This window comes from Orlajensenia leifsoniae (genome assembly GCF_004570845.1).
Lineage (GTDB): Bacteria > Actinomycetota > Actinomycetes > Actinomycetales > Microbacteriaceae > Orlajensenia > Orlajensenia leifsoniae.
In genome coordinates this window covers 90,865-106,100 of sequence record NZ_SPQZ01000003.1, presented here as the reverse complement: position 1 = coordinate 106,100, position 15,236 = coordinate 90,865, and the positions used below count along the sequence as shown (strand labels likewise).

Annotated in this window: 15 protein-coding genes; 5 read left to right on the top strand and 10 right to left on the bottom strand. The window is 69.7% G+C overall.

Annotated elements, in window-relative coordinates:
- Positions 1-101: 101 nt before the first annotated feature.
- Positions 102-1,229: an FAD-dependent oxidoreductase gene (locus E4M00_RS08410; RefSeq protein ID WP_275668177.1), complete on the bottom strand. Its 1,128-nt coding sequence runs from the start codon at positions 1,227-1,229 to the stop codon at positions 102-104.
- Positions 1,226-2,248 (bottom strand): GNAT family N-acetyltransferase, encoded by a 1,023-nt coding sequence (locus tag E4M00_RS08405; RefSeq protein WP_167756853.1) that lies wholly within the window; start codon positions 2,246-2,248, stop codon positions 1,226-1,228. The genes E4M00_RS08410 and E4M00_RS08405 overlap by 4 nt, the downstream gene beginning before the upstream one ends.
- Before the next feature lie 183 nt (positions 2,249-2,431).
- Here E4M00_RS08405 and E4M00_RS08400 point away from each other — a divergent pair, with 183 nt between their 5' ends.
- Positions 2,432-4,339, top strand: coding sequence for an FAD/NAD(P)-binding protein (locus tag E4M00_RS08400; protein ID WP_167756852.1), 1,908 nt, complete (start codon positions 2,432-2,434; stop codon positions 4,337-4,339).
- 20 nt (positions 4,340-4,359) lie between these two features.
- Here the strand turns inward: E4M00_RS08400 and E4M00_RS08395 are convergent, their stop codons facing one another.
- Positions 4,360-5,733 carry an NtaA/DmoA family FMN-dependent monooxygenase gene (locus E4M00_RS08395; protein ID WP_135120059.1) on the bottom strand — a complete coding sequence of 458 codons (1,374 nt, stop codon included), beginning with the start codon at positions 5,731-5,733 and terminating at the stop codon, positions 4,360-4,362.
- A complete protein-coding gene (locus E4M00_RS08390; protein ID WP_135120058.1) occupies positions 5,730-6,959 on the bottom strand; it encodes an LLM class flavin-dependent oxidoreductase in 1,230 nt (409 codons plus the stop codon). The genes E4M00_RS08395 and E4M00_RS08390 overlap by 4 nt, the downstream gene beginning before the upstream one ends.
- Positions 6,960-7,140: 181 nt before the next feature.
- Between E4M00_RS08390 and E4M00_RS08385 the strand changes: the two genes are divergently transcribed.
- Positions 7,141-7,479 (top strand): carboxymuconolactone decarboxylase family protein, encoded by a 339-nt coding sequence (locus E4M00_RS08385; RefSeq protein ID WP_135120057.1) that lies wholly within the window; start codon positions 7,141-7,143, stop codon positions 7,477-7,479.
- Between the two features lie 110 nt (positions 7,480-7,589).
- On the opposite strand, the gene E4M00_RS08380 is transcribed toward E4M00_RS08385, so the two are convergent.
- The gene (locus E4M00_RS08380; RefSeq protein WP_082510581.1) at positions 7,590-8,282 is read right to left on the bottom strand and encodes a winged helix-turn-helix domain-containing protein; all 693 of its coding nucleotides are present in this window, start codon (positions 8,280-8,282) and stop codon (positions 7,590-7,592) included.
- A gap of 446 nt (positions 8,283-8,728) precedes the next feature.
- Positions 8,729-9,361, bottom strand: coding sequence for a uracil phosphoribosyltransferase (gene upp / locus E4M00_RS08375; RefSeq protein WP_056169450.1), 633 nt, complete (start codon positions 9,359-9,361; stop codon positions 8,729-8,731).
- Positions 9,362-9,396: 35 nt separating this feature from the next.
- Here upp and tadA point away from each other — a divergent pair, with 35 nt between their 5' ends.
- Positions 9,397-9,861 carry a tRNA adenosine(34) deaminase TadA gene (gene tadA, locus E4M00_RS08370; protein WP_420813429.1) on the top strand — a complete coding sequence of 155 codons (465 nt, stop codon included), beginning with the start codon at positions 9,397-9,399 and terminating at the stop codon, positions 9,859-9,861.
- 145 nt (positions 9,862-10,006) lie between these two features.
- On the opposite strand, the gene E4M00_RS08365 is transcribed toward tadA, so the two are convergent.
- Both E4M00_RS08365 and E4M00_RS08360 read right to left on the bottom strand, forming a co-directional pair.
- Positions 10,007-10,777 (bottom strand): glutamine amidotransferase-related protein, encoded by a 771-nt coding sequence (locus E4M00_RS08365; protein WP_135120056.1) that lies wholly within the window; start codon positions 10,775-10,777, stop codon positions 10,007-10,009.
- Positions 10,774-11,736 (bottom strand): cation diffusion facilitator family transporter, encoded by a 963-nt coding sequence (locus E4M00_RS08360; RefSeq protein WP_135120055.1) that lies wholly within the window; start codon positions 11,734-11,736, stop codon positions 10,774-10,776. The genes E4M00_RS08365 and E4M00_RS08360 overlap by 4 nt, the downstream gene beginning before the upstream one ends.
- A gap of 22 nt (positions 11,737-11,758) precedes the next feature.
- Between E4M00_RS08360 and proC the strand changes: the two genes are divergently transcribed.
- Positions 11,759-12,595: a pyrroline-5-carboxylate reductase gene (gene proC, locus E4M00_RS08355; RefSeq protein ID WP_135120054.1), complete on the top strand. Its 837-nt coding sequence runs from the start codon at positions 11,759-11,761 to the stop codon at positions 12,593-12,595.
- Here proC and E4M00_RS08350 read toward each other — a convergent pair.
- Together E4M00_RS08350 and E4M00_RS08345 are read right to left on the bottom strand one after the other, a co-directional pair.
- Positions 12,592-13,263, bottom strand: coding sequence for a potassium channel family protein (locus E4M00_RS08350; RefSeq protein ID WP_056169435.1), 672 nt, complete (start codon positions 13,261-13,263; stop codon positions 12,592-12,594). The genes proC and E4M00_RS08350 overlap by 4 nt on opposite strands.
- Positions 13,256-14,698: a TrkH family potassium uptake protein gene (locus tag E4M00_RS08345; protein WP_135120053.1), complete on the bottom strand. Its 1,443-nt coding sequence runs from the start codon at positions 14,696-14,698 to the stop codon at positions 13,256-13,258. The genes E4M00_RS08350 and E4M00_RS08345 overlap by 8 nt, the downstream gene beginning before the upstream one ends.
- A gap of 90 nt (positions 14,699-14,788) precedes the next feature.
- Here E4M00_RS08345 and E4M00_RS08340 point away from each other — a divergent pair, with 90 nt between their 5' ends.
- Positions 14,789-15,229: an ArsR/SmtB family transcription factor gene (locus E4M00_RS08340; RefSeq protein ID WP_135120052.1), complete on the top strand. Its 441-nt coding sequence runs from the start codon at positions 14,789-14,791 to the stop codon at positions 15,227-15,229.
- The last annotated feature ends 7 nt before the right edge of the window (positions 15,230-15,236 follow it).

Here is a 15,236-nt window from a genome sequence, read left to right as displayed (position 1 = left end):
CGGTGGTCCTGGTTGTGCGCCAGTTCGCGTGGTTCTGCGCCTCTTCGGGTGGCGCAGAGCCCCGCGAGATGGCGCGGGGCGTGCATGCGGGTGGGCGGCGGTCACGCTCCGCCGGGCGAGAATCGCCCCAGCGAGAATACTCCCGGGGCGGCCCGTCCGATGGTGAGGTCGGCGAGCACCCGGCCGATCGACGGCGTGAACTTGAAGCCATGACCCGAGAATCCGGCGCCGACGGTGATCGGGCCGACGGAGTCGAGAATGAAGGTCGAGTCGGGCGTGGTCGTATAGGTGCAGCTGATCTCGACGGCGGCATCCGCGTCAGCCCCCGGCAGCCACTCCCGCGCGTATCGGCGCAGGGCCGCCAGCTGGACGGGCTCGGAGGTGAAGTCGCGCGCATCGGGGTCGACGACGGGACCGACGCAGTGCCAGCCGGCCTTGATGCCCTCGCCCGGCGTGTGCATGCCATAGACGCCCGAGTACCACCAGGAGTCCTCCGGGCCGGGCCGATGGTTGAAGCCCGGCCACTCGAAGGAGGTGTCGAGCACGGCGAAGTGCGCCGGCTGCTCCTGCGTGACCACGAGCGGCGGCAGGTCGACGATGCCGCCCACGAGCTTCTGCGTCCACGCACCGGCGGTGACGACGGCGTGACGGGCGGTGATCGTGCCGGTCTCCGTCGTGACACGCACCCTGTGCTCGCCGAGCACCTCGACGGAGAGCACGCGGGTGTCGTGGCGCACCTCGGCTCCGCGGGCGCGTGCGGCCTGCTGCAACGCGGCGACCGAGGCATCGGCGTTCAGCCGACCTGCCGTCGGCGTGTGCAGCACACGGGTCTCGAAGCGCAGGCCCGGCCAGCGGGATGAGGCCTCCGACGCCGGCAGGAACTCGCTCGGGATGCCGACGGTCTCGAGTGCGAGCTGGATGAGGTCGATGTCGGGGTAGTCGCCGTGGTTGACGATTCCGACCTGCGCGAGGAGGGCGGCATCCGTCTCGTCCTCGAGTTCGCGCCAGAGACGCAGCGACTCGACCAGGAGCGACAGGTGCACCGGATCGCCGTAGCTCACGTTGAAGTTGCGCGAGGCCCCGTGCGATGCGCCGTTGCGGTGCCCCGGGGAGAAGCGCTCGAGGAGCGTGACCCGCGTGCCGCGACGGGCGAGCTGCCAGGCCGTCGCGGAGCCCATCGCCCCGCCGCCGATGACGACGACGTCGGTGTCGGTTCCGGATGCCGTCACGAGGCGGCTCCGACGGGGATGGTGAACGCCAGCAGCTGGATGGTGCGACCACCCTCGGTGATGGAGCCCTCCCGCTCCGGCAGCCGGCCGAATCCGAGTTTCTCGTAGAGCCTGTGGGCGCCCACCATCTGCTGGCCGCTGTTCATCACGACGTGGTCGAGGCCTCTGAGGCGCGCGAGCTCGATGACGTGCCGCGTCAGCAGGGCGCCGATGCCGCGGCCGCGTGCCGGTGGGTCGACGGCGAGGAGCCTGAAGTCGAGTTCGCCGTCGCGGGCGAGCGGAGAGATGCTGCGGCCGGGTCGCGGCGTCGCGACGGCTCCGAGCAGCGTGCCGGTCGTCGTGTCGACGGCCACCCACACCTGGTGCTCCGCGGCCCGCTCGGCGATCTGCCGGATCGAGGCGCGGTAGCTCTCGGTGATGTCGTACTCGCTCGTGTACGCGCGCTCGGACAGGTCGGCGGCGGCCTCGTACTCGTCGGGGCGCACCAGCCTCACCAGCACGTCGTCGCGATCGCGCAGCGGCTTGACGAACTCGACGTGCTGGATGGGCGATCCGTCCGGCTCGGACGACCGGTTCGGGATCAGCTCGTAGCCGAGTGATCGATACAGGGCCTGCGACACGACATTGCGGGTTCCGGTGTCGAGAACCACGGATGCCGCACCCCAGCCGAGGGCGACCTCCTCAGCTGCGAGGGCGAGCGCGCGACCGAGGCCGAGCCCGCGCGCTGCGGCCGTGACGCCGAGCAGGCGCAGTTCGGCCTCATCTCCGACGGCCAGACGCGACTGCGGTGTTCCTGCGCGCAGGAGGGTGGCGGTTCCGATGATGGCGCCGTCGGACGCCACGGCCACGAGAACGGCTCCAGATGCGGCCCGCGCTGCAACGTCGTTCACGAGCTCCCGCCGCTCGGAGGAGACCGGAAGGTGCCCGTACGGTCCGTCGGCGAAGGCGCGCTCGGTCACCCTCCCGACCTCGTCGTACTCGTCGGGACGGGCGGGGCGGATCTCGATGGGGCTGGTCACTCGCGGGCGATCCTCTCTCTCTACCTTCGATTGTGCTGACTCGACGGTGAGAGCGAGCTGTATTACCCGCGGTGTCGACGCATGACGCGACCGTGACGCAGAGCGTTGCTGCTGCATCCGTCGCTCCGTTAGCTTCGCACGATGCCGAGCCGGACCAGCCGGCGAGAAGGGAGCCGTGCTGCCGTGGATGATCCCGTGCGCATCGTCATCGTGGGGGCCGGCCCGCGCGCCGTCATGCTCCTCGAGCGACTGGCCGCGAACCAGGGCGGGGGCTCGGCCGGTGACGGCGACGGCGACGCGCCGCCGCTGCAGGTCACCCTGGTCGACCCGCATCCGCCGGGAGCGGGTCGCATCTGGCGCCATGACCAGTCACCCCTGCTCAAGCTCAACTCGATGGCGAAGGACGTGACGGTCTTCACCGACGAGTCCTGTCGCATCGCCGGGCGGGTGTCTCCAGGGCCGTCGCTGATCGAGTGGGCCGAGGAGGTGCGTTCGGGACTCCGACCGGAGGTCACGGTGACGGATGCCGCGGTGCAGGCCGAGATCGACTCGCTGCAGGGTGGGAGCTTCCCGACCCGGCGTCTCAACAGCGCCTACCTGGGCTGGTTCCACGAGTCGATCGTGCGCGATGCCCCGGACTCCCTGGCCATCACAGTGCTCACGGCTGCAGTGCTGTCGGTGACGGATGCCGCCAGCCATGCCCATGCCCACACTCACCGCGTCGAGCTCGACACCGGCGAGACCCTCGACGCCGACATCGTGGTCTACGCCGTCGGCCACAACGCCCGAGAGCACGGCGAGCGAGAGCGGCGGTTGCTGGACTTCGCCGGTCGCAACGGGTTCACCTACGTCGCCCCCGACTTCACCGCCGACGCCGACCTCAGCGGCATCCGCGCTGGCCAGGACGTGATCGTGCGCGGCATGGGGCTGGCAGCCACAGACCTCGTGGTGCTGCTGTTCGAGGGGCGGGGCGGCTCGTTCTCGCGCGGCGCCGACGGGCGCCTCGTCTACCGGCCGTCGGGCCTGGAGCCGATCGCGCACCTCGGCTCCCGTCGCGGCGTGCCGTATCGCTCGAAGATCACGTCGACGCTGCAGGGCGATGCGCCACGCCTGGAGGTGCTGACGCCCGAGCGCATCGCCGCGCTGGGGGCGGCATCCGGCAGCCTCGACTTCGACCACGACGTCTGGCCGCTCGTCGCGACCGAGCAGCTGCTCGGCTACTACCGCGAGCTGTCCACCGGGCATCCCGATCGGGTCGGTGCCGACTGGCCCGAGCTCAGCGGCAGCATCCGGAACCTGCCGTGGAATTCGGCCGAGCTGCTCGACGTCATCGCGCAGGCGGTTCCGGATGCCGCAGACCGCTTCGATCTCGTGAGCTTCGACCGGCCGCTCGCCACCGAGAGCTTCGCCTCGTCGGCCGAGCTGCAGGCGCGCCTGCGTGCGCACATCGCCGGCGACCTCGCCTCGCGCACCGAGCAGCGGCACAGCGCGACCCAGGGACTCTTCCTCGCCACGCTCTACGCCTTCATGGCCGTCGCCGAGATCCCGCGCGATGCCTGGAACGAGCGGTCGCGCACCGAGACCCTGCCGCGCGACTGGCACCACTACTTCTCCTATGTGGCCAGCGGCCCGCCCGGGCATCGGCTCGAGGAGCTGCTCGCGCTCGCCGAGGCCGGCCTCGTGCGCTTCCTCGGACCCGACGTGCGGGTGCGGGCAGAGGAGGGCATCGGCTTCGTCGCCGACAGCCCGAGCGCGCCCGGATCGGTGACTGCCGCCGCCCTCGTCGACGCCTGGCTGCCCGAGTCGCACGCGGCGGCGAGCGTCAACCCCGTGCTCCGCGAACTGGTGGCCCGCGGTGCAGGAGCAGAGCGCATCACGGTCCACCCCGAGCACGCGAGGCTCGTCGACGACCTCGGCCGGGAGCATCCGTCGGTCTTCGCCGTCGGCAGCTTCACAGCGGCCCCGGAATCCGGCGCGTTCACACGGCCCGGGATCAACGCACTGCCGTTCCGCCAGAACGACGCGCTGGCGCTGGCGCTCCTGGCACAGGCGGCTCGAGTGCGCGACGAGCGGGCACTCGAGCCGGCCTGAGCGAGGGCGAGAGGGGCTGCTCAGCCCACGTCGCGGACCTCGGCGCGTGCCGGCTGCGGATCGGGCAGCCCGAGGTTCTCGCGGAGCGTCGCCTCCTCGGCGTACTCGGTGCGGTACACGCCGCGCTCCTGCAGCAGCGGGATGACGCGATCGACGAACTCGTCGAGGCCGTAGGGATTCGTCGTCGGCACGATGACGAAGCCGTCGCTGGCCCGATTCTGCACGAAGCGGTCGATCTCGGAGGCGATGTGGTCGGGCGTGCCGACGAAGCTCTGCCGACCCGTCGTGCGGATGACCAGCTCGCGGATGCTGAGATCCTCGGCCTCCGCCAACTCGCGCCACGAGGCGACGAGCGCGCCGACGTCGCGGGTGTGACGGGCCCGCCCGCGCGAGATGCCCGGCCCGTCGAGGTCGGGCTCGGCGTCGGGCAGCGGCCCGTCGGCGTCGTAGGAGCTGAGGTCACGGCCCCAGACCTGCTCGAGCGTGGAGATCGCGGTCTGGTGACTGACCTGGGCGAGGGTGGTCTCGCGGGCCTTCTCAGCGGCATCCGCGGCCGAATCGCCGATGACGAAGGTGGCCCCGGGCAGGATCTTCAGCGAGTCCTCGGTGCGGCCCCATCCGGCCAGGCGTCCCTTGACGTCGGAGTAGAAGGTGCGGCCGGCCTCGAAGGCGCTGTGCAGGGAGAAGATGACCTCGGCGTGCCGGGCGGCGAAGTCGCGGCCGTCGGGGGAGTCGCCTGCCTGCACGATCACCGGGTAGCCCTGCGGGCTGCGGGGAACGCTGAACCGACCCGTCACGTCGAACTGCGCTCCCTGGTGGCTGACGGTGTCGATGGCATCGTCGGCGAGGAAACGTCCGGTGGCTGCATCCGCCACCACGGCGTCCTCGCTCCAGCTGTCCCAGAACTCCTTGGCCAGGCTCACGAACTCGGCGGCGCGGGTGTAGCGGTCGTTGTGATCGAGGAAGCCGCCCCGGCGGAAGTTCGCCCCGTGGAAGGCGTCGGATGACGTCACCACGTTCCACCCCGCGCGACCGTTCGAGAGGTGGTCGAGGGTGGCGAGCTGGCGGGCGAGTTCGTAGGGCTCGTTGAAGGTGGCGCTGAGCGTGCCCACGAGCCCGATGTGCTCGGTGACCGCGGCCACGGCCGCGAGGATGGCGAGGGTGTTCGGCCGCCCCACGACGTCGAGATCGTGGATGAGCCCGCGGTGCTCGCGCAGTCTCAGGCCCTCGGCGAGGAAGAGGTAGTCGAAGCGGCCGCGCTCGGCGTTGCGGGCGAAGTGCTCGAACGAGGAGAAGTCGACCTGGCTGAGCGAGCTCGGGTCGCTCCAGATGGTGGTGTTGTTCACCCCCGGGAAGTGGGCGGCCAGGTGCACCTGCCGAGGCGTCGTGGTCATGCTGCGGTCTCCCGGGTGCTGGTGGCGGACGTGCTGCTGGCGGGCGTGCTGGCGTGGCGGTTCTCGGCTCGGCCGAAGCCGAGGCGTTCGCGCAGGGTCCGGCCGTCGGATGCCGCTGCGTCCTCGCGCCCGAGCCGAGGGAGCACCTTCTCGGTGATGGCGACGAGGTCGTGCGGCAGGCGGGCCGGGCGCAGCCTGAAGCCGTCGTAGCCGAGCGCCGTCCAGGCGTCGAGCTGATCGATGAGCCCGTCGGGCGTTCCGGCGAAGATCAGGGCGTCGGATGCGAGCGGTGTGCCGTTCTGCTCGTCGAGCCTGTCGAGGGCCGACCGGGCGGCGGCGGGCGAGTCCTCGAGCAGCACGACGAGGTCGGCGTAGAGCGACAGGGGGCGGCCGGCGCGGCCCACACGCGCTTCGGCGTCGCGCACCTCGTCGCGGATGAATGTGGCTGCGGCGTCGGTGCGCGGGGTGACGTAGACGATGTCGGCGCTGGTCGCGGCCAGCTCGTACGGGATGCGCTGATGCGCGAGCACCGTCACGAGGGGCTGGCCCTGCGGGGAACGCGGCGTGATCGAGGTGCCCTTCACACTGAAGTACTCGCCCTCGAAGTCGGCGTAGTGCAGCTTGTCGCGGTCGATGAAGCGGCCGGTGGATGCGTCGCGGATGATGGCGTCGTCCTCCCAGCTGTCCCAGAGGCGGCGCACCACCTCGATGGCCTCGCGGGCCTCACCGAACAGGCTCTCCTGTAGGGCGATGCCCTCGGCCGTGCTCAGCTGGTCGATGGTGAGCGGCGGGAAGGACCGCCGGCCGATGAGGGACGCATCCGTGGCGCTGCCCGAGACCTGCGGCCGCCACCCGGCCCGGCCGAGGCTGGCGAAGTCGAGGGTCTGCAGGGCCGTCGCCACGTGGAACGGCTCGGTGTGGGTCGTCGTGACAGTGGGGATGAGCCCGATGCGGCTGGTCAGCGGAGCGACGAAGGAGGCGATGAGCAGGGCGTCGAGACGGCCGCGCACCTGGTCGATGCGATCGTCGGGGCGGGCGAATGCCGCCGACTGCAGACCGAGCGAGTCCTCGATGGTGACGAAGTCGACCCCTCCCTTCTCGGCTGTGCGCACGAGGTCGAGCCAGTACCGGGCCGTGAACAGCTCGCGAGGCCGGGCATCGGATTCGCGCCAGGCAGCCGGATGCCAGCCGGCTCCATCGAGGGCGACGGCGATGGTTCTGGTCATGGCTCTCGGTGCTCCCTTGTCGACGTGCCGTTTCGTTCGCGCGTACCCGCTTCGTATCGCGTCGCCCCAGCCTGAGAGCGGCGGCCGACGATGCCAAGCGCCGTCGTAACACGGCGAACGCTCCGGTCACAGGGCGTCACGCTGGCGTGGATGCGCGACGGCCGTCGGCTTGACTGAGGGCATGAGCGAGTATTTCGAGAGCACCGACCGCCAGTACACCCAGGTCTACAAGGAGCACACGCCCGACATCCTCGCGGCCTTCGCGACGTTCGACGAGGCCGTGTTCGCTCGGGAGGGTCGAGCGATCCCGCTGAAGTACCGCGAGCTGATCGCCCTCGCCGTCTCGATCACCACCCAGTGCGTGTACTGCATCGACGGTCACAGCAAGAACGCCGTGAAGGCCGGAGCCGATGAGGCCGAGCTGGCCGAGGCCGCCTGGGTCGCCACGGCGATCAGGGCCGGCGGCGGCTACACCCACGGTCGGCTGGCGTTCAAGCTCTCGGGAGCTCACGAGCACTGAGCCGTTCCCGCTCCGCTTCGGGCGGTCGCTTCGCTCGGCCTTCAGCGAGCGGGTCCATGAGCACCGCTCGCTGAGGCCCGGACGAAGTCCGCGGTCGAAGCGTGACGAGCTCAGTACAGGTCGGGGCTCGGGGTCGACGCCTGACGGATGGAGACATCCGCGTGGCGGTCAAAGCGGTACCCGACTCCGCGCACCGTGCGCACGATGTCCTCGTAGGCGCCGAGCTTGGCGCGCAGACGCCGCACGTGCACGTCGATGGTGCGCTCGTTCGGCACCTCGTCGTCGCCCGCGGCGTCCCACAGCGAGGAGATGAGCTCGGCGCGCTCGATGGTGCGGCCCTCGCGCAGCACCAAGTACTGCAGCAGTTCGAACTCCTTGTAGGTGAGTCCGGCCGATTCGCCGTCGAGCAGCACGCGCTTGCGTGAGATGTCGACGATCACGCCGGCGGGGTGGCGGTCGGCGGCATCCGGAGTCTGACGGTGCTTGGCGAGGGCCGACGGGTCCTGCAGGGCGAGGCGCACGACGTCGACGTCGCGTCCGCCAGCACCCTGCGGGGCGAGGGCGACGGCGGCGTAGGTCTCGGAGCCGGGGGCGACCTCCGCGGCCAGAGCCTTCAGCGCCTCCACGACGCGGTGGAGGGTGGTTCCGGATGCGGCTGCCTTGGCTTCGTCGAAACCGACGTAGAGCACGAAGCCGCGGGCCTCGGTTCCGTCTGGCACGGCGCGGACGCGCGGCGGCAGCGTCGGGGCCTCGGCGGCGAGATCGGTGAGCGAGTCGGGAGAGGTGTACTGGGCGATCGACATGAGAAGTCCTTCAGAGAAAGATGGTGCTGCGATGAACCCGTCGCGGAAGAGGGGCGACGAGAGGGTTCGGTGAATGGCGGCCGGAAGGCCTCGGGAGTCCGCTACGGGGACTCGGCGGTCGGAGCTGACGTCAGCTGCACATTCGACAACACATGCGCGCACGGCCGGGCATCATCATGCCGGCATGCCTCTGGGCCTCGAGCGAGGTCAGGGGGTGTGCGTTGTTCGTCATGGTGGTCAGTAAAACCAGTGTGACGAGTTGTGTCAATTCAGTGTCGTCGTGTGACCGGATCGCGGCCGCATCAGGTGCATCGAAGGGTGGGCGGCGCGGCAGCATCCGTCATCGACAGACTTTCGGGCAAAGAAAAACCGATGAAAACAAGTTTCATCGGATTTTCTTGATCGCATACCGCGACGGCGTGTCGTCGGCCGAAGAATATTCGCGCCTACACGAGTCCGTAGAGTCGGTCGCCCGCGTCGCCCAGTCCGGGGACGATGTAGCCGTGCTCGTTGAGGTGGTCGTCGACGGCGCCGAGGACGATCGTGACGTCGTGACCCTCGAAGGCCTTCTCGACGGCGGCGAGGCCCTCTGGAGCGGCCAGGATGCAGATCGCCGTGACGTCCTGGGCCCCGCGGTCGAACAGGAACTGGATCGCCGCGGCGAGCGAGCCGCCGGTGGCGAGCATCGGGTCGAGCACGAAGCACTGACGCGCGGAGAGGTCGTCGGGCAGGCGCTCGGCATAGGTGGTGGGCTCGAGGGTGACCTCGTTGCGCGCCATGCCGAGGAAGCCGACCTCGGCGGTGGGGAGCAGCTTCACCATGCCCTCCAGCATGCCGAGGCCGGCGCGCAGGATGGGCACGACGAGCGGACGGGGCTCGCTGATGCGCACTCCGGTGGTCTCGGCCACGGGCGTCTGGATGGTGTGCGGCTCAACACGCACGTCGCGGGTGGCCTCGTATGCCAGCAGGGTCATGAGCTCATCGACGAGCGAACGGAACACCGGCGAAGGGGTGTCCTTGTCGCGGAGAACCGTCAGCTTGTGGGTGATGAGCGGGTGGTCGGCAACGTGGACTCGCATAGGCTCATCCTAGTTCGAGCAGGAGGTGGCGGCCCATGGGGTCTTCCGACGCGCACAGCGCGCAGATGCTGCTCGCACTCGACGAGGCCCGGGTGGCGTTGGCCGGCGGTGACGTTCCCGTCGGTGCGGTGGTGACGGATGCCTCTGGCCGGGTGATCGGCCGAGGCCGCAACGAACGCGAACTCACCCACGACCCGACCGCTCACGCCGAGATCGTGGCGATTCGCGAGGCCGCGGCGGCCCTCGGCGACTGGCACCTGGAGGGCTGCACCCTCACGGTGACGCTCGAACCCTGCGTCATGTGCGCGGGGGCGATCCTGGCGGCACGGCTGCCCGTCGTCGTGTTCGGCGCGTGGGACGAGAAGGCCGGCGCCGCGGGCTCGCTCTACGACGTGCTGCGCGACCGCAGGCTCAACCACCGCGTCGAGGTCTTCGCCGGTGTGGAGGAGGCCGAGTGCTCGCGCATCCTGCTCGACTTCTTCGAGGGGAAGAGGCGGTAGGGACCGGCACTCCGCTGGCACTACCTGCTCGCTGAGGCCCGCCGTTCGCTGAGGCCCGGACGAAATCCGCGGTCGAAGCGCCGTCGGCACGCGTGAGGCCACGCCTCGGGCGGTCGCTTCGCTCGGCCCTCAGCGAGCGGAGTCGTCAGAGAGCGGAGACGTGCTCGGACCGTGAGCTTGCCTCAGCGACAGTCAGCCCATCCAGGTACTCGCCCAGCAGTGCCCGCGACGCCCGCTGCATGTCGTCGGAGTAGCGCGCTCGATCGGCCCGCAGCCCGTCGGCCGTGAGTCCGTGCTCGGGCAGCTCCCCGCCCCAGCGCTGCACCCAGTCCTCGTGCATCTCGGCCGTCACCTCGGGGTGGAACTGCACGGCGAGCAGCCACTCGTCGATCGCGAAGGCCTGGTGGGCGTACTGCCCCGACGTGGCGAGGGTCGTGATGCCCTCGGGCAGGTCGTAGGTGTCGCCGTGCCACTGCACGACGGGAACACCGCGGAAGTGGCGAACAGGGGATGAGTCTCCGGCATCCGTCGGCACGATCTCGAGATAGCCGACCTCGGTGGTCGGCCCCTTGTAGGCCGAGCCGCCGAGGGATTCGGCCAGCAGCTGGGCGCCGAGGCAGACGCCGAAGATGGGGCGCTCGGCCGCGATGCGCTCGCGCAGCAGGGCGATCTCGGCATCGATGAACGGATGCACCGCGCCCTCGTAGGCGCCCTCGTCTCCGCCGAGCACGACCACGAGGTCCGCGGCCGAAGGGTCGATGGCGCTGAGGTCGGCGGCCGGGGTGTCGACGATCTGCACCTCGTAGCCGTGCTCGACGAGCACGGGACCGAGGTTGCCGAGCCCGATGCCGGCGTCGTGCCGGAGGACGAGGGCCGTGCGGGTCGTGAGAGCCGAGCCCTGTACGAGGCCGGTCACTCCAGGCCCTTGAAGACGATGGCGTCGGTGGGGGGAGCCGGGTCGGAGCTGGCGTGGTAGACGTCGGGCTCGAGGTAGACCGTGCGTGCAGCGGGCACGGCCTCGCGGATGCGCTTCTCGATGGCGTCGATGCCTGCGGCGACCTCGGCGAAGCGCACGTCGGCGTCGATGGCGATCTTCGCCCCCACGAGGATCTCGTCGGGGCCGAGGTACAGCGTCTTCATGTGGATGATGCGGTCGGTCTCGTCGCCGGCCAGGATGGCGTCCTCGATGGCGGCGGAGTCGGCCAGGTTGGCGCCCTCGCCCACGAGCAGGCTCTTGGTCTCCATGCCCAGGATGACGGCCACGAGGATGAGGAGCGCGCCGATCGCGAGGGTGCCGATGGCGTCCCAGACTCCGTTGCCCGTGAGAGCCGTGAGGCCGACGCCGATGAAGGCGAAGAACAGTCCGGTGAGGGCTGCGACGTCCTCGAGCAGGACGACGGGGAGCTCGGGGGCCTTCGCGTGCCTGACGAACGCGACCCAGCTCTCCTTGCCCTTGTGCGGGCGGGATTCGCGCACGGCGGTGCGCAGGGAGAACGACTCCAGGATCATCGCGATGACGAGCACGAGGATCGGCAGCCACCAGTTGTCGAGGGGGTGCGGATTCTGCAGCTTCTCGTAGCCCTCGTAGACGCTGAAGACGCCACCGACCGAGAACAGGATGATCGACACGACGAAGGCGTAGACGTACCGCTCGCGGCCGTAGCCGAAGGGGTGCGAGAGGTCGGCGCGCTTGCGGGCCTTGCGACCGCCGAGCAGCAGCAGAATCTGGTTGCCCGTGTCGGCGAGCGAGTGCACGCCCTCGGCGAGCATCGACGACGATCCCGAGAAGAACCAGGCGATGAACTTGGTGATCGCGATCCCCAGATTCGCGAGCAGTGCCGCGAGGATCGCCTTGTTGCCGCCGGATGCGCTCATACCGCAATCCTAGGATGGTCGGGTGAGCACAGAACTCCCCTCGATCGCGTTCCTCGGCGCCGGTTCCATGGCCCGGGCCATCATCAGCGGACTGCTGCAGCCGGAGGTGAGCGTGGCCGGCGGCATCCGTGCCACCAACCGTTCGGCGGAGAAGGCCGCAGAGCTCGACGCCCTCGACGGGGTCACCGCGACGGCCACCGAGACCGATGCCGACGCCAACCGCGCGGCCGTACGCGGGGCCGCCCTCGTCGTCGTGGCGGTGAAGCCCGCGATGGTGCCCGATCTGCTGCGCGAGATCGCCGACGCGCTCAACCCCGGAACCGTCGTCGTGAGCGTCGCTGCCGGCGTGACGATCGCGACCTTCGAGTCGCTGCTGCCGGCATCCGTCTCTGTGATCCGCTCGATGCCCAACACCCCGGCCGTCGTCGGTCGGGCCGTGACCGGCGTCGCAGCCGGTACCCGCTCGAGCGACGAGGACCTCGCGCTGGCGGTGTCGCTCTTCGAGACCGTCGGCGAGGTGCTGGTGGTTCCCGAGGAGCAGATCGACGCTCTCTCGACCATCTCGGGCTCCGGACCCGCATACGTCTTCTACCTCATCGAGCAGCTCACAGCGGCGGCCGTCGACAAGGGCTTCACGATCGAGCAGGCGCGCACCCTGGTGGAGGGGACGTTCCGCGGTGCGAGCGAGCTGCTCGCCTCGTCGGACGTCGACCCCACCGAGCTGCGTCGCCGGGTGACGAGCCCGAAGGGGACCACCGAGCGGGCGGTCGCCGTGCTCGAGGGCGCCGGGCTCAAGGAGACCTTCGACGAGGCGACGGATGCCGCCCTCGCCCGGGCGAGGGAGCTCGCGGCGGGCTAGCCCCCGAGCGCCGCGAAGCGCTCGATGTCGGCCTCGGTGCCCGAGACGATGATGAGGTCGTGATCGGAGACGACGGTCTGCTCGGTCGCATAGGTGAACGGCTTGCCGGGGCTCTTCACGCCCACGACGGTGATCCGGTACTTCGAGCGCACGCCGGAGTCCTGCAGGGACAGGCCGCGGATGGGCTTCGGCGGATACATCTTCACGAGGGCGAAATCGTCGTCGAACTCGATGAAGTCCAGCATCCGTCCGCTCACGAGGTGGGCCGTGCGCTCGCCGGCCTCGCGCTCGGGGTAGATCACGTGGTTCGCGCCGATGCGCTCGAGGATCTTGCCGTGCGAGGTCGAGATGGCCTTCGCCCAGATCTGCGGGATCTTGAGGTCCACGAGGTTCGCTGTGATGAGCACCGAGGCCTCGACGCTGGAACCGACGGCGCACACGGCGATGGAGAAGTCCTGGGCGCCGATCTGGCGCAGCGCGTCTATGGACTTCGCGTCGGCCTGCACGGCGTGGGTCACCCGCTCCGACCACTTCTGGACGAGCAGTTCGTTGTCGTCGACGGCGAGCACCTCGCGGCCGAGGCGGTCGAGCTGACCGGCCGTCGCCGCTCCGAACCGGCCGAGGCCGATCACGAGGACTGGAGCGTCGTGCTTGATGCGATCAACCAACGATGGGCCTCTCTTCAGGGCGCTTGAACAGCTGTCGCGACTGGCTGGCGGCCAGGGCTGCAGCGAGAGTCACTGTACCAACGCGACCCATGAACATGGTCGCCGACAGCACGTAGACTCCGGCCGTCGGCAGGTCCTGCGTGAGGCCCGTCGACAGTCCGCAGGTGGCGAACGCCGAAATGACGTCGAACAGCACGATGTCGAGCGACGCCTTGGTGATGTGCAGCAGCAGGATGCTCGACACCGCCACGGTCGTCGCTCCCCAGAGCACGACGCTCACGGCGAGGCGCAGGATGTCGCGCGGGATGCGGCGACCGAAGGCCTCCATCGCGTCGCGTCCGCGGGCCTCGGCGAAGGCGGCCAGGAAGAGCACGGCGAGAGTCGTGACCTTGATGCCGCCGGCGGTCGACGCCGAGCCGCCGCCGATGAACATGAGCATGTCGGCCACGAGCAGGCTCGACCCGTGCAGGTCGGCGATGTCGATGGTCGAGAACCCGCCGGATCGGGTCATGACCGACATGAAGAAGGACTGGAACACAGTGTCGAAGGCGTTCAGGCCGCCGAAGGTCTTCGGGTTGTCGAACTCCAGCCAGATGAAGAGCGCGGTGCCGGCGACGAGCAGCACGGCGAAGGTGAAGAGGGTGAGCTTCACGTGCACGGTCCACTTGCGCGGTGAGCGCCAGAGGCGCACGAGCGCGTAGATGACGGGGAAGCCGATGGCGCCCAGCACGACTCCGAACATCAGCCCGGCCAGGAAGATGTAGTCGTGTTCGAAGGGGGCGATGCCCTCGGGATTCGGGATGAACCCCGTGTTCGTGAAGGCCATGGCGGCGTAGTAGACGCTGTACCAGATCGAGTGCCCGAGGTCGTAGCCGGCGGCGAGGACCCGTGGGAACAGGACGAGCGCTGTGATGGCCTCGATGGCCAGGGCGCTGATAGCCACGGTGGCGAGCAGGCTTCCCACCTCGCCGAGACGCACCGCCTGGCCCTCGTTCACCGGGCCGACGTGGATGCGCGACGGGTTGCTGTCACTCGCCGCCATGAGGCGGGTGCGCAGGCTGATGCGTCGGGACACCACGAGGCCGAGGATGGAGGCGAGCGTCAGCACGCCGACGCCTCCGATGTTGACGCCGATGAAGATGATGGCGTTGCCGAAGCCCGACCAGTGCGTGGCCATGTCGACCGTCGACAGTCCGGTCACGCAGATGACGGACACGGCCGTGAACAGGGCATCGGCCAGGGGTGTCATCGACCTGCTCTGGCTCGCTATGGGCAGCGAGAGCATGAAGGTCCACAGCAGGATGAGCGCCGTGAAGATGAGGATCGCGAACCTGGCTGGGGAGTGCCTGGCGAGGAAGTCGACGCCGTCGCGAACGCGCCCGCCCCACGATCTCGACGGGGTGACGAAGCCGCGAGCCGCCAGACTGCGCTGCATCACGACCCCTCATTCCCTGCGAAGCCGATTGTTCCGACGGCGGTTCGAAATGTCATGGTACTCCCCGGTCGGACTGACTAACCTTGCACCATGGCGGACATCTTCGACGTTGTGGCGGATGCCACCAGACGTGACATCCTCGGCACCCTGCTCGCGCACCACACCGAGGGTTCGACGCGTCCGAGTGAGATCAGCGTCTCGGCCATCGTCGCCGAGCTGGGTCTCAGCCAGCCGACGGTTTCCAAGCACCTCAAGGTGCTGCGCGAGGCCGGGCTCGTGGGCGTGCGCGAAGAGGGGCAGCACCGCTACTACCACCTGGTCTACGCGCCTCTCGAGGAGATCGAGGACTGGCTCATCCCGTTCCTCAGCGTCGACTTCGAGGCAGCCGTCGCCGAGGAGGCCGCCATCGCCGAGGGCCTCAAGGAGGAGCAGAAGGCCTTCGCCGCCGCCATCGGCAAGGCGGTCGCCGACGCGTCGCACCAGGTCAGCAGCGCTGTGAAGGACGTCCGGCCGAAGTCCTGGCGCAAGTAGCTCTCCC

Excerpts from the sequence above, each read along its gene's own strand:
- E4M00_RS08345 (WP_135120053.1), bottom strand. The coding sequence starts at position 14,698 with ATGCAGCGCAGTCTGGCGGCTCGCGGCTTCGTCACCCCGTCGAGATCG.
- tadA (WP_420813429.1), top strand. The coding sequence starts at position 9,397 with ATGGGGTCTTCCGACGCGCACAGCGCGCAGATGCTGCTCGCACTCGAC.
- E4M00_RS08385 (WP_135120057.1), top strand. The coding sequence starts at position 7,141 with ATGAGCGAGTATTTCGAGAGCACCGACCGCCAGTACACCCAGGTCTAC.
- E4M00_RS08390 (WP_135120058.1), bottom strand. The coding sequence starts at position 6,959 with ATGACCAGAACCATCGCCGTCGCCCTCGATGGAGCCGGCTGGCATCCG.
- E4M00_RS08380 (WP_082510581.1), bottom strand. The coding sequence starts at position 8,282 with ATGTCGATCGCCCAGTACACCTCTCCCGACTCGCTCACCGATCTCGCC.
- E4M00_RS08395 (WP_135120059.1), bottom strand. The coding sequence starts at position 5,733 with ATGACCACGACGCCTCGGCAGGTGCACCTGGCCGCCCACTTCCCGGGG.
- E4M00_RS08360 (WP_135120055.1), bottom strand. The coding sequence starts at position 11,736 with ATGAGCGCATCCGGCGGCAACAAGGCGATCCTCGCGGCACTGCTCGCG.
- E4M00_RS08340 (WP_135120052.1), top strand. The coding sequence starts at position 14,789 with ATGGCGGACATCTTCGACGTTGTGGCGGATGCCACCAGACGTGACATC.
- upp (WP_056169450.1), bottom strand. The coding sequence starts at position 9,361 with ATGCGAGTCCACGTTGCCGACCACCCGCTCATCACCCACAAGCTGACG.